Annotated in this window: 16 protein-coding genes; 6 read left to right on the top strand and 10 right to left on the bottom strand. The window is 37.8% G+C overall.

The features are described 5' to 3' along the window. The first annotated feature begins 9 nt into the window (after positions 1-9). Complete coding sequence (locus AC0VYO_RS15050; RefSeq protein ID WP_475365530.1) at positions 10-456, top strand: hypothetical protein; 447 nt, start codon at positions 10-12, stop codon at positions 454-456. Between the two features lie 42 nt (positions 457-498). Here AC0VYO_RS15050 and hmpA read toward each other — a convergent pair whose 3' ends face one another. After that, on the bottom strand, positions 499-1713 hold the full coding sequence (gene hmpA, locus AC0VYO_RS15045; protein ID WP_194219466.1) for an NO-inducible flavohemoprotein: 1215 nt from the start codon (positions 1711-1713) through the stop codon (positions 499-501). A gap of 197 nt (positions 1714-1910) precedes the next feature. Here hmpA and AC0VYO_RS15040 point away from each other — a divergent pair, with 197 nt between their 5' ends. The 3 genes from AC0VYO_RS15040 to sigK all read left to right on the top strand — a co-directional run bounded on the left by AC0VYO_RS15040 (position 1911) and on the right by sigK (position 3400). Next, complete coding sequence (locus AC0VYO_RS15040) at positions 1911-2351, top strand: Rrf2 family transcriptional regulator (RefSeq protein WP_194219467.1); 441 nt, start codon at positions 1911-1913, stop codon at positions 2349-2351. Between the two features lie 53 nt (positions 2352-2404). Next, positions 2405-2563, top strand: coding sequence for a hypothetical protein (locus tag AC0VYO_RS15035; protein WP_194219468.1), 159 nt, complete (start codon positions 2405-2407; stop codon positions 2561-2563). A 123-nt stretch (positions 2564-2686) separates the two neighbouring features. After that, positions 2687-3400, top strand: coding sequence for an RNA polymerase sporulation sigma factor SigK (gene sigK, locus AC0VYO_RS15030; RefSeq protein WP_404681504.1), 714 nt, complete (start codon positions 2687-2689; stop codon positions 3398-3400). A gap of 494 nt (positions 3401-3894) precedes the next feature. Here sigK and AC0VYO_RS15025 read toward each other — a convergent pair whose 3' ends face one another. Further along, positions 3895-4638, bottom strand: a complete 744-nt coding sequence (locus AC0VYO_RS15025; RefSeq protein ID WP_430244148.1) for a GDSL-type esterase/lipase family protein — start codon at positions 4636-4638, stop codon at positions 3895-3897. Positions 4639-4751: 113 nt separating this feature from the next. Next, positions 4752-5870, bottom strand: coding sequence for a radical SAM/CxCxxxxC motif protein YfkAB (gene yfkAB, locus AC0VYO_RS15020; RefSeq protein WP_430244150.1), 1119 nt, complete (start codon positions 5868-5870; stop codon positions 4752-4754). 187 nt (positions 5871-6057) lie between these two features. Between yfkAB and AC0VYO_RS15015 the strand changes: the two genes are divergently transcribed. Further along, positions 6058-6225 (top strand): hypothetical protein, encoded by a 168-nt coding sequence (locus AC0VYO_RS15015; RefSeq protein WP_194219472.1) that lies wholly within the window; start codon positions 6058-6060, stop codon positions 6223-6225. Positions 6226-6292: 67 nt separating this feature from the next. Here AC0VYO_RS15015 and mnhG read toward each other — a convergent pair whose 3' ends face one another. From mnhG to AC0VYO_RS14985, 6 genes are read right to left on the bottom strand one after another with little or no spacing between them, the layout of a single operon-like run. Further along, positions 6293-6658, bottom strand: coding sequence for a monovalent cation/H(+) antiporter subunit G (gene mnhG / locus AC0VYO_RS15010; RefSeq protein ID WP_194219473.1), 366 nt, complete (start codon positions 6656-6658; stop codon positions 6293-6295). Beyond that, complete coding sequence (locus AC0VYO_RS15005) at positions 6630-6920, bottom strand: Na(+)/H(+) antiporter subunit F1 (RefSeq protein WP_194219474.1); 291 nt, start codon at positions 6918-6920, stop codon at positions 6630-6632. Before AC0VYO_RS15005 ends, mnhG begins: the two co-directional genes overlap by 29 nt. After that, positions 6917-7393: a Na+/H+ antiporter subunit E gene (locus AC0VYO_RS15000; RefSeq protein WP_475365528.1), complete on the bottom strand. Its 477-nt coding sequence runs from the start codon at positions 7391-7393 to the stop codon at positions 6917-6919. Before AC0VYO_RS15000 ends, AC0VYO_RS15005 begins: the two co-directional genes overlap by 4 nt. A gap of 5 nt (positions 7394-7398) precedes the next feature. After that, a complete protein-coding gene (locus tag AC0VYO_RS14995) occupies positions 7399-8880 on the bottom strand; it encodes a Na+/H+ antiporter subunit D (protein WP_475367767.1) in 1482 nt (493 codons plus the stop codon). Further along, on the bottom strand, positions 8873-9211 hold the full coding sequence (locus AC0VYO_RS14990; RefSeq protein WP_194219477.1) for a Na(+)/H(+) antiporter subunit C: 339 nt from the start codon (positions 9209-9211) through the stop codon (positions 8873-8875). Before AC0VYO_RS14990 ends, AC0VYO_RS14995 begins: the two co-directional genes overlap by 8 nt. Then, positions 9211-11553, bottom strand: coding sequence for a Na+/H+ antiporter subunit A (locus AC0VYO_RS14985; protein ID WP_475365527.1), 2343 nt, complete (start codon positions 11551-11553; stop codon positions 9211-9213). The genes AC0VYO_RS14990 and AC0VYO_RS14985 overlap by 1 nt, the downstream gene beginning before the upstream one ends. A 178-nt stretch (positions 11554-11731) precedes the next feature. Here AC0VYO_RS14985 and AC0VYO_RS14980 point away from each other — a divergent pair, with 178 nt between their 5' ends. Further along, positions 11732-12190, top strand: coding sequence for a hypothetical protein (locus AC0VYO_RS14980; RefSeq protein WP_194219479.1), 459 nt, complete (start codon positions 11732-11734; stop codon positions 12188-12190). A gap of 42 nt (positions 12191-12232) precedes the next feature. On the opposite strand, the gene sda is transcribed toward AC0VYO_RS14980, so the two are convergent. After that, the gene (gene sda, locus AC0VYO_RS14975; protein ID WP_194219480.1) at positions 12233-12376 is read right to left on the bottom strand and encodes a sporulation histidine kinase inhibitor Sda; all 144 of its coding nucleotides are present in this window, start codon (positions 12374-12376) and stop codon (positions 12233-12235) included. Between the last annotated feature and the right edge of the window lie 101 nt (positions 12377-12477).

The raw sequence follows: 12477 nt of genomic DNA, 5'->3' as shown, positions 1-12477 counted from the left end.
GTGACGTTTATGAAGGTAATCAAAACGTATTACCCGAAAGTGAAAGCAGTCGAATTTTTTATGATGCTTGTGTATAGTATTGTCGTTTGCTTTGGCACCCTATTGTTGTGGTTAAAAGAAGATTTAACATTTGAACGCTGGCGAAGTTTCATGCTAATTGGGCTCATTTATGTCTTGTTTTGTACCTTTCTTAGTTTCTGCATTCGAACACAGCGAATCGAACTAACAGAATATAGGATCGAACACAAGTTACTAGGATTTAGCTGTCGAAGTGTAGCTTTTTCGTCCGTTAAAGAAGTTATGTTTGGAAAAATAAACGGTTCCCCAGTTATTGCTATTATTAACGAAAATACTCAAAAGCCTATCTTTGTCCCTTATATTCCATTTGAAAAGGACTGGGATGAAATTAGTTCTTTCATAAAGGAACGAAATCACACGGTTATTATAACAATTTAAAGAAGCGCCTATTTGGCGCTTCTTTAATGTTTAGAAGTTCGGTTATGGCATTGATGGTTCTAAAGCGACGGCTGGACCGAAAAACTCGAAATGCATTTTATCTTCATCGACTCCGAGCTTTGTTAATGCTTCTTTAACAGCCTTCATAAATGGAAGTGGTCCACAGAAATAATAATGCGTATTGCGTTCTAATGGAAGAATTTCTTTTAACCATTCGCTCGTTACAAATCCTTCTTTTTGATAACTGTTTTTCATAGAATCCTCTTTCGTAGGGGATTCGTAACATACGAAATAGTCCATAGATGGATGATTGAGAGTCTTAAGTTCCTCGTCAAAAGCATGGACATTTCCATTAAGTGCTGCATGAACAAAAGTCGTTTTTCTATTTTGATCTGCGCTGGTCTTCAGCATACTTAGCATAGGTGTTATACCTACCCCACCACTTAAGAGAACGATTGGAGATTGATCTTCCTCCAAATAAAAGTCACCTGCAGGAGCGGTTAAGCTTAACTCATCATTTTCTTTAACATTGTCGTGTAAATAGTTGGAAACGATTCCGTCAGGTTTTGAAGGATTTTCTTCTTTTTTCACAGATATACGATAGTAAGGTTTACCAGGAACGTCAGATAAACTGTATTGACGAATATGAGTGAATTGATCTCCTGGAATATGAACTTTGACACTAATATATTGACCAGGTTTAAATGAAGCAATTGGCTCCCCGTCAGCTGGTTTTAAATAGAATGAGGTAATTACATCACTTTCTTTCTGTTTCCTGTCGACAACAAAAGTGCGTTCAAGGTCCCAACCACCCTGTTGTTTTGCTGCGTCTTCATACATCTCTTCTTCCACCTCGATGAAAACGCTAGCTATGACGCCATAGGCCTCTTCCCATGCAAGTAAAATTTCTTCTGTTGCATCTTCTTTAAGAACTTCTTTAATAGCCTTAAGCAAATATTCTCCTACAATTGGGTAATGTTCTGGTTTAACACCAAGGCTACGGTGTTTATGAGCAACTTGTTTAACAACAGGAAGAATAGTTTCTAATTGATCAATATGTTTGGCAGCTGCATAAACTGCATTTGCAAGAGCTTGTTGTTGTCTTCCTTGTTTTTGATTAGCGTGATTAAAAATATTTAATAGTTCAGGATGGTTCTCAAATAGCATTTCATAAAAACGCTTTGTAATTTCAGTACCGTGAACTTCGAGGACAGGTACTGTTGATTTAATTGTAGTAATGGTTTTAGGTGATAACATAGATAAAACCTCCAATATTTTAAAGATGCATTTTTAATACATCTTTATAGTATCGAATTGTTATTTGAAAAGCAATATAAAATATACATCTTTAAAGAAACGTTCACATCTTATAGAAAGCATTGTAGAACACTATGTTTTAGGAGGTATGATAAAATAGACCCATGAACAATGGAGCGAAAAGAGGTTGAAGGAACATGCGTTTAACTAATTACACGGATTACTCGTTAAGAATGCTGATTTATCTTGGTAGTATGAAAGAGGATAAGTTAGCTAGCATACAAGAAATCGCTAATGCCTATCAAATTTCAAAAAATCATCTCATGAAAGTAGCACATGAGCTTGGGAAAAATGGATATATCGAAACGATTAGAGGGCGAAATGGAGGATTGCGACTCGCTCATCTCCCAGAAGATATTAATGTAGGAAAAGTTGTAAGAAGCACTGAAGAAGACTTCAATTTAGTGGAGTGCTTTGATAAGGAAAATAATAGTTGTGTGATTAGTCCTGCTTGTCGATTAAAACATGTCCTACATGATGCCTTATCAGCTTATTTTGAAGTTTTGGATGGTTATCAGCTGTCTGATTTAATTATAAACGATGAGATGCTCGTTAAACTATTCAACACTAATCTATAGCGTAGCAATCTAATTATTTATGAATATACTGTCATTAGAGGAGAGTGGCAGGTATGGAATGGTTAGAGCTGACAGGTCTTGGCGGAATCGTTGCTATCCTAACAGTTATACGTTTGAAGTATGGACGTTACTCCACCCATCATCGGTATTTAAGGGAAGAAGTTATGTCTGAGAAGTGGGCAAGAGAAAAGAATAGAGATTATAACGGTTGATAAGACGTTCCAGTCAGGGGCGTCTTATTTTTTTAATTAGAATTCCATAAGGACAGACACGTAGGGGTAGGCATTCACATAAACATAAGATATAGTAAAAGCCCATCTTTGGGAGGTGAGTATGTGTCATTACTGGCAGCACTTGCTTACGTATGTAAGGAAGTTCTTTTCTTTGTCTCGTTTGTGAAGAACAATGCTTTTCCTCAGCCTCTCTCAAGAAAGGACGAAAGAAAGTATTTAGAACTGATGGCAAAAGGTGATGAAGATGCACGAAATCGTCTGATCGAGCATAACCTCCGTCTTGTCGCTCATATTGTGAAGAAGTTTGAAAATACAGGTGAAGACCCTGAAGATCTCATTTCGATAGGGACAATCGGATTAATTAAAGCAATTGAAAGCTACTCTACTGACAAGGGTACTAAGCTAGCAACCTATGCTGCAAGATGCATTGAGAACGAAATTCTGATGCATCTCCGCGCTTTGAAGAAAACGAAAAAAGACGTATCTCTTCATGACCCCATAGGTCAGGATAAGGAAGGGAACGAAATTTCTCTGATCGATGTCTTAAAAGCAGAAACGGAAGATATTGTTGAATTAATTCAGTTAAACATGGAGAAAAAGAAGATATATGAGTACATTCATATTTTAGATGACAGAGAAAAGGAAGTTATTGTTGGGCGATTTGGTCTGAATCTTGAGAAGGAATTAACACAGCGAGAAATAGCCCGACAGCTTGGGATCTCACGAAGTTACGTATCTAGAATTGAAAAGCGAGCACTAATGAAACTGTTTCATGAATTCTATCGTAATCGAAAAGAAAAAGAGAGTGGAGCCTAAACCTGCCAAAGTGCAGGTTTTTTTATGTTTGTTTCATCAATTGGTCATAACGCTAATAGGAAAAATAACTTCTCTCTTCTCGTGAGAAATATTGGCAGTTTGTTCGTAATACGATCGGAACAAACAATCTGAATGAGGGGGTGTATGAAGTATCAAAAATAAAAAGGGTATCTAACTCATCATCAGTCGGTCGAAATAGTCTATTTATCAAAAGAAAATCAGCTTTCTGAATGAGTTGTAACATTTTATGTTGTAAATGTAGAAGAAACAATTGGATTTTGTCATTTAAGAAAGATAGTTTGAATGTTTAAAACTGAACAACTCTTTGTTGACTAACCATGTCAATTTGCCAGGAGCAAGGACTCATTAATGAATTAAAAGCTAAAAAGAGCAAAAAAAAGGACTCCGGAGGTTTTCCTCCGAAGCATTTTAAGGTTGGTCTCTTATAGTTTAACACACAAAAGCAAAAAAGCAATAACGCATTGAAGAGTTTATTATTTCTCCTCTGCGTTAGTGTTATATGTTGAGAGAACTTTTCGTGTCCATATTTTATATCCTTCTCCATTAAGATGAAGCCCATCAAATGTGAAATCTTTATTTAACTGACCAAACTCTACTAGCTCTGGATAAATATCAATAAATTGATAATCATACAGATTCGAAAGATCTTCTAGGCGTTTATTTAAATCCTTAATGATTGAATTATTTAGTGGGTGACCAGTTAATGCTGTGTTCACCGGAAATAAACTTTGCACATAAACTTTTGTGTTAGGTGATTGCGTTTTGAGCGTATCTAGAATTTGCTTATAATTGGTTTCAATTTTGTTTACTGACTGCCCAGCAATCATATCATTAATACCAATTAACAAATAAATCCGATCTGGCTTTGCTTTTACGACTTCTTCAATCCTGTTTAGAACTCCTGTAGTCGTATCCCCAGCAATACCGCGATTTAATACTTCATGGTCACTAAGAGCTTCCCCCCACTCATAATAATCAGTCAAACTATCACCGAGGAAAATGGTTTCGCTTTCCTCATGTTTATAAGAGTCATAAATGCTCTTTTTAGTCTGATAATATTTAGTATAATACGTAATGTTTTTCTTCTTTGATTCTGAATCATTTTCGGGCATTTCATTTGCATTGGTTCTTAGAAAATCTGTTTGGTTCTCAGCCAATGCAAGCAAAATAACAAGAGATCCCGCAACTAGAATCAGAATCCATGTCTTTTTCTTCACAACTATCACACTCCTATAGATTACGATAGGTATTATACCCTATCTGAGTTAATGCGAAAGCTGAAAATGGTATTAAATTTAAAAATGAGTAAAAAAACCCCCAAAATTGGAGGTTATAGCGAGATGTTTGTCTTTTTTTGTAAGAAATCAACATCCTGATAGTAAGCATCCTTTACAAGAAGGTTGGGTCCTAGACACTTTACTGCAGGGCAATGACAACTTATGCTTTGAGCCATTTTACTTTCTTGCCATTTTTCGTAAGCATCATTCAGATTAGTATCTTTAATATTTCCAAGTGGTGGCGTATCTCCAAAATCAGTTACGATAATATCGCCATCGAAAATATTCATATTTAATCTAGAACGTCCATCTGGGTCATTTCTAACAGTGACATTAGGTTCTGAATATAATCTTTCGAGAAGTCTAAGGTCTTCTTGATTGGAACTGCATGGGTAAAATGGAAGGGTACCGAATAAGAGCCAAACATCTGGATCTCGATTATCTAATAAACGGTGAATTCCTTCTCGAATTTCATCCAAAGAGGCAATATCAAGACCTGAAGCGAAGTCTGACGGATACATCGGATGAACTTCATGACGCTGGCACCCCATGTCTGCTATTTGTTGATGAATGCTCACGATATTTGGAAGAGTTCTACGATTAATCATTGTCTCCGCTGATACGATGACACCTTTAGATGTTAAATCTTTTGCATTCTCAACCATACGATGGAAATAAGCTTCCCGCTGTTTGAGAGATGGCTTCCTTTCCATAACAGCGAATCCAATGTCAGTGAAATCGTCTATGCTTCCATAATTATGTGAAATATGTAAAACATCAAGATAGGGTATGATCAAATCATATCGCTTACGATCAAGCGTTAAATTTGAATTGATTTGTGTTCTCGCTCCGCGTTCATGAGCGTATTTAAGAAGTGGAGCTACATATTGCTTAACCGATTTCATGGAAAGCATTGGTTCACCACCCGTAATACTTAACGCCCTAAGTTTTTCTACTTCATCAAGACTACGAGTAATAAGGTCTAGAGGAAGTGGATCAGGATCCTTTGGTTGCAATGTATAACCAACTGCACAATGTTCACATCTCATATTACATAAAGTAGTCGTTGTTAGTTCTATGTTGGAAAGAATCATATTTCCATATTCTTCAACATCCATATAAGCTTCCCATGGGTCATAGCTAGGCGTTATTGTTTTCATTGGTGTTATCATTTAAATCGACCCCTTAGTGTTAGTTCAAGGCTTACACCCTTCTATAATTGTAGAACATAAAATGAAGGATGAACAGATGTAGTAATGAATTTAGAAAACTCCGCCAATGTCCATACATTTTTGATCAACCTATCATAGACTGTAATATCTACCAATAGATTGTTTGAAGGAGAGAAGGAGGGGGAGCATGAGTTACGGTTATCCCGGTTGTGGTTATCCTTATCCGCCTTACCCATACCCATATCCAGGCTATGGCGGAGGATATTTTGCCTTAATCGTTGTTCTACTAGTATTACTACTTGTTATTGGCGGAGGATACTATTACTACGCTAATCATTATGGAAGCTATAAATAATTTGATAAATCTATAACAATAATTTCAAGGACACGGTCAACATGTAAAAAAGCAAGTACGAAAGGGTTTAACCCTTTTTCGTACTTGCTTTTTGGTTTTGTGCTTTATCAAGATCATCTCTCGTAGTTTTATCCCAGAGCGGAACACCTTTTTGATAAGCAGCTCTAGAAATCATATGTCCAGAAACTGGAGCTGTCATCAAAATGAAAATAATACCGAGAATGAGCTTTCCACTTACCATTTGTTCTTCAAAGATAAAATAAAGGAAAGCGGCAATGAGGATTCCAGCTACTCCTAGAGTAGCGCTTTTTGAAGCAGCATGTAGACGAGTATAAACGTCAGGAAGTCGAAAAATTCCAAGTGCTCCAGAAAAAAGGAAAAACGTGCCAATGATCATAAAAATGCTAATCACGACTTCTTTCAATGATAACACCCTTTTCCAGAAATTTAGCAATAGCTACTGTGCCTATAAAAGCGAGAATTCCAATAAGAAGAATAATATCATTGAAATACGCTGTTTCCAGTTTGATTGCTAGAATACCCGCTATTGCCATAAGATTAATGCCGATTGTATCCAGTGCAACAGCACGGTCAGGATTTGAAGGTCCTTTTATTGCTCGATAGAGTAAAAATAGGGTAGAGATTGCGATGATGACGATACAAATGGTTGATACAGTAGATAAAAGAGAAGTCATCTCGTCACCTCCATAATTGCTTTCTCAAATGTGCCTTTAATTTCTTTAATAACCTCATCTGCATCAGGTGCGTCCATAGCATGGATATAAATGTGCATATTATCTGGAGCGACTGAAACCGTTAGTGTCCCTGGTGTTAATGTAATGAGATTTGCGAGCATCGTAATTTCCCAGTTTGTTCGAACATCAATGGGTACAGCGATAATGCCTGGTTCCATTTTAAGATTGGGACTATATACGAGCTTAACAACCTGAACATTAGCCATAATCAGCTCTTTAATAAACAAAAACAATAACTTAAGAATCGCCCAAAGACGATAAAAGTAAAAGCGGTCTGGAATGAAACGCTCCATTAATAGAAGTAATCCGATTCCAAATAAATAGCCTACAAAGAACGTACTAAAAGAGTAACTTTCAAAAAGAAACATCCAGAGAACGGCAATAATCAGGTTTATGATAATTTGTATTGGCATGCCATCTACTCCTTCATAACCGAATCAATATAATTTGCTGGATCAATCATTTGATCCGCAATTGTTTGAACCGTAGGATAAATAAATTCTGCACCTAATCCAAGAAATATCGTGAAAATGAGTAAGAAAGTAGCAGGCATTATTTTACCTTTAGTAGAGTTAACTGTTGAAACATATACCTGCTTTGCCTCTCCCCAGAATCCATTAATAAAGATGCGGATAACAGAAAGAAGAATTAAAAGACTGGTCACTAATCCTATAATCGCTAGTACATAATGTCCTTCCTCGAAAGCACCTCTTAGAATAAGGAGTTTACCGATAAATCCACTAAATGGCGGTAATCCAGCAAGCGCTAATGCTGCAATGAAAAAGAGCCATCCAAGGACTGGTTGATTTTTAATAATGCCACCCATCTTTCTTAAATCTGATGTGCCGGCGTAAGCCACCATAGCACCAACAAGGAAGAAGAGTGCTGCTTTAATAATCATATCATGAAGCAAATAATAAATTGTGCCTGCAAGAGCAGTTGCTGAGAACGTGCCAATACCAAGAATCATATAACCAACTGCTGGAATGATATTATAGGCAATAATCAATTGCACATTATTCGTCGAAAGGGCCCCAATCACACCGAAAACAAGCGTGAATCCTGCCAGTACAAGCAAAATTTGATGCGTAACTGTAAGGTTATAGACGAAGATCAGAGAGAAAACTCTTAGTATAGAATATACCCCAACTTTGGTAAGTAACGCTCCAAATAATGCTGAAATAACAGTTGGTGGAACTGTATAAGACTTAGGGAGCCAGAAATATAATGGGAAAAGCGCACCTTTCGTTGCAAAAACGATCAATAACAAAATGCCAATGGTCGTTAACACACCATCCTGTTGAACTTCACCGATCCGTTCAGCTAACTGAGCCATATTGACTGTCCCAACTACTGCATATAGAAAGGCGATCGTTGTAACAAACAGCATAGATGAAAATAGATTGATAATGATGTATTTAAAGGACTCTCTGAATTGTTCTTTGGTCCCACCAAGAACGATTAATCCGTATGAAGCAATAAGCAGTACTTCGAAGAAGACGAATAAGTTAAATAGGTCTCCTGTTAGAAACGCACCACTAACACCCGCAATGAGAAGTTGAAAAAGCGGATAAAAGTAAAACCGTTCGCGTTGTTCATCAAGCGAATTAAAAGCATAAAAAGCACATGCAACCGCAATGATATTCGCAGTGACGACTAACAACATAGCAAGCGGATCGGCGACCAGAACAATGCCATAAGGCACTGTCCAATCCCCGGCTTTTAATACGATCGTGCCGTTTTGAATCACATTAAATGCGATGACAGATACAACTGCGAGATTGACTAGCACCATAATGCGTGTAATCAATCGTACAAGTGGCAACCGTTTATTGAGGAATACAAGAATGATTCCAGTTAATAACGGTAATAAAATTGGTAGTATAGCTAGATTACTCATTTTCGTTACCCCTTAACTTCTCCATATTATCAGTACCGTTCGTTTGATATGTCCGATACGCTAGCACAAGAAGAAACGATGTCACACCGAAACTAATAACGATGGAAGTTAATATAAGTGCCTGTGGTAACGGATCAACATAACTTGTTACGCCTTCTGCAAGGATAGGAGGTTTTCCACGATTTAACTTTCCCATCGTAATAATAAAGAGGTGTGCTCCATGAGACAACAGTGCCGTACCGATAATGATTTTAAGAATTTGTTTTTGCAGCATCATGTAGACACCTGCTGTAAAAAGCAGACCTGCAAGTACAGACATGATAATTTCCATTAATCATTTCCCTCCTTCTTACTCGGACGCAATTTAATCATTGTGAAGATGCCGAGCGCAGCAAGTCCAAGTACAAGGATTTCAAGCATCGTATCAAGTCCACGGAAGTCAACAAGAATAACGTTAACAACGTTGTCTCCTCCGCCCAATTTATAGGAGTTTTTAAGAAAGTACTCTGAAATTGGTTCAAACAATTTCGTACTGTGTGAAGCGATTCCTATCATAGTTACAAGAACCCCTACAGATATAGAGATGACCCAGTTAACGGCGTTTGTTCTTTTGGATTCCTTCTGTTTATCAAAATTAGGCAAGTGATAAAAACATAGAAGAAATAGTGCAACCGTTACGGTTTCTACAATAAGCTGAGTGAGCGCTAAGTCTGGTGCTCGGAAGAAGACGAATAATAGGGATAATCCATACCCTACGATTCCAAGTACTAGAATAGCGGCAATACGATTCTTCATAAAAATCGTTCCAAAAGCAGCGCCGGCCATCACAATCGCTATAAGTAACTCAGGAATAGCAATCGGGGCCAGGTCATCAAATGACATTTCGAAGCCTCCAGTAACACTTATGGTGATGGAGACAAGAGCTATGAAGAAGATTAGGATATATATCATGTAATGCCTGAGAGATCCAGTCATATAACCATTCGTTAATTTCTTAGATCCATTTATGATGCCGTTTATAATACCATCATAGGCTTTAGCTGCAGAAAGTTTACCAGGTAAAATATTGTATATACGTTCCCATTTTGTACGGGTCAGATAGAAAACCGTTCCTAGCAAAAGTACAGCTAAACTCATGTAAAGAGCAGGCCCTAATCCGTGCCAGAATTTAATATGCGTTTCACCAGCTGAACCGGCTATGGAATCCACCATTGGCGAAAGAAGAGAATGCCCAAAAACGTTCGGAACAAAAGCAATGACGATCACAAGAAGTACAAGAATGATTGGCGAGATAAGCATACCAATCGGTGCTTCGTGTGGTTCTTTAGGTAATTTATCCCTTTGTTTACCGGTAAATGTTCGGAAGAAAAGCATAATGGAATAAACAAAAGTGAAGATACTTCCGCCAACTGCTAAATAAGGGAAATAAGGTGAAACAGCTTCAACAATTGTAGATGCATTTTCAAAATGCAGGGACGATTCAAAGAACATTTCTTTACTCAGGAAACCGTTTAGAAAAGGTAGCGGGAATCCTGCCATTGAGAATGTGCCAAAGAATGCTAAGGTTGCAGTGATTGGCATGAACGTAAATAGGCCTCCGAGCCTTCTAATATCTCGAGTGCCTGTCTCGTGATCAATAATACCTGCGACCATAAAGAGACTCCCTTTGAACGTAGCGTGGTTCAAAATGTGGAATACCGCTGCAAGAATAGCCACTTCAGTACCAAAACCTAACATAGCCATGATCATACCCAGTTGACTAATCGTCGAATAGGCGAGGATAGCTTTAAGATCTGTTTGTCTAACCGCCATATAAGATCCCCAGCATAGCGTGAGCAATCCAAATCCACTAACAATCAAGAAAAAGAGATCGGTACCTGCGAAGATGAGGCTTAACCTCGCAACAAGGTAGATACCAGCTTTAACCATAGTAGCTGAGTGTAGGAAGGCACTGACTGGTGTTGGTGCTTCCATTGCGTCAGGTAACCATGTATGAAATGGAAACTGAGCTGATTTCGTAAAAGCTCCCAGTAGTACGAGTACTAAGATGAATGGGAAAAGGGAAGACGTAACAATCATCTCTCCGCTTTCAATAATCCCCCTAATACTTGCCGTTCCTGTGATATCTGCCATGAGTAAAAAACCACCGAGCATGGCTAGACCGCCAAAAACAGTAATCATCATGGATTTAAGGGCACCAGATGTTGATTTCTCTCGTTGGTACCAGTATCCAATTAGCAGGAATGATGAAATGCTCGTTAATTCCCAGAATGTGTAGAGAACAAATAAATTATCCGACAACACAACCCCGAGCATGGCTCCCATAAACAATAGGAGATAGACATAAAAATGGCCAAGCTTTTCGGCTTTACTTAAATAATAAATGGAATAGAGAACAACGAGTGATCCAATTCCAGTGATCAAAAGCGCGAAAAACAGGCCAAGACCATCAATATAGAATGTAACGTTCACTCCGAGTGATGGAATCCACTCAAACGTTTTAAGTGTATGTACACCCTGCGTAACTTCTTTTATAAACGTAAGAAAATACCCAAACAACACTATCGGAACTAAAAGAACAAACCATCCTAAATGGACTTGTTTGACGCCCCGATAAAGTAACGGGATGAAAAACGCTGCCAGAAAAGGTAGCAAGACAGCTGCATGAAGCATTCTACAAAAACCTCCCCACTAATGCTCAATATGATAAAAGTTCAAATGAACTCATATTGCGATACCTCAATTGTAATCAAAAACCGACACGTTTATCAACTTTTCCTGTTTAAAAAAGCAACTTTCCCGTATAAGTTTTCCAAACATCGCCGATTCTATTTGCGAAAGGAGGATTCACGTGATAAAATCCATTTCTATTCTTATTCCTATCCTTATATTGTTAACGGCGTGTCAAACGATATATAAAAGCGAGGATCAATCTCCATTTGGTCCAAGAGAATATTTTCGCTCAATAGAAATGGCTCCCATCGGAGCCGCAATAATGAAAGATCATAAACCGTTAAGTTCATTAGAAGCTATTCGAAAAAAAATAAAAAATGAGTCTGCTATAAATGATGTCATTATTTTATCCCGTAATGACCAAACGGTGGTGGCGTTGAAACCTTTTGCATATACAAGACAAGATATTGAGCCATTGCTTACAGAGTACAAGGAATGGTTTCAAGCAGAAGGATTGGCGGTTGTCTTCTTATCAGAACCTGATCACTTTCGAAAAGCGAAGAAAATGAAGACGACTGATGAAGTAACAAGCGAAGAGTGGACTTCTTCATGGGGGAACTACTTTGAAATCGAATAAAATAAAAAGGCCAACCCTGGATACGATCAAGGTTGGCAATGTTTAAATCCCGATAAGAGAAACTTGCTTATCAAGTCTGCGCCTTTTGATCTCACGTTGAATAAGACCAATAAAGTCGCTACTTAGCTTTAATTCTTTTGCCTTATAAAAGGATTCAATCAATAAGTCATCTGATAACTTTTCCATGATTAAGCACCTCCTGAATAAGGTTCTATTCTCCGTCTAGTCCGCATATTGTGTATGTGGATCTTTTATTTGCAGTAAGCTTACCACGTAAACATACGGAG

The organism is Anaerobacillus sp. 63XJN7_4_ISO-PGPR-S23-413, assembly GCF_056173725.1.
This window is presented reverse-complemented; position numbering and strand designations above follow the sequence as displayed.

Excerpts from the sequence above, each read along its gene's own strand:
- hmpA (WP_194219466.1), bottom strand. The coding sequence starts at position 1,713 with ATGTTATCACCTAAAACCATTACTACAATTAAATCAACAGTACCTGTC.
- sda (WP_194219480.1), bottom strand. The coding sequence starts at position 12,376 with ATGGAAAAGTTATCAGATGACTTATTGATTGAATCCTTTTATAAGGCA.
- AC0VYO_RS14985 (WP_475365527.1), bottom strand. The coding sequence starts at position 11,553 with ATGCTTCATGCAGCTGTCTTGCTACCTTTTCTGGCAGCGTTTTTCATC.
- AC0VYO_RS14995 (WP_475367767.1), bottom strand. The coding sequence starts at position 8,880 with ATGAGTAATCTAGCTATACTACCAATTTTATTACCGTTATTAACTGGA.
- yfkAB (WP_430244150.1), bottom strand. The coding sequence starts at position 5,870 with ATGATAACACCAATGAAAACAATAACGCCTAGCTATGACCCATGGGAA.
- AC0VYO_RS15015 (WP_194219472.1), top strand. The coding sequence starts at position 6,058 with ATGAGTTACGGTTATCCCGGTTGTGGTTATCCTTATCCGCCTTACCCA.
- AC0VYO_RS15035 (WP_194219468.1), top strand. The coding sequence starts at position 2,405 with ATGGAATGGTTAGAGCTGACAGGTCTTGGCGGAATCGTTGCTATCCTA.
- AC0VYO_RS15040 (WP_194219467.1), top strand. The coding sequence starts at position 1,911 with ATGCGTTTAACTAATTACACGGATTACTCGTTAAGAATGCTGATTTAT.
- AC0VYO_RS14990 (WP_194219477.1), bottom strand. The coding sequence starts at position 9,211 with ATGGAAATTATCATGTCTGTACTTGCAGGTCTGCTTTTTACAGCAGGT.
- AC0VYO_RS15000 (WP_475365528.1), bottom strand. The coding sequence starts at position 7,393 with ATGCCAATACAAATTATCATAAACCTGATTATTGCCGTTCTCTGGATG.
- AC0VYO_RS15050 (WP_475365530.1), top strand. The coding sequence starts at position 10 with ATGAAGGTAATCAAAACGTATTACCCGAAAGTGAAAGCAGTCGAATTT.
- AC0VYO_RS15005 (WP_194219474.1), bottom strand. The coding sequence starts at position 6,920 with ATGACTTCTCTTTTATCTACTGTATCAACCATTTGTATCGTCATCATC.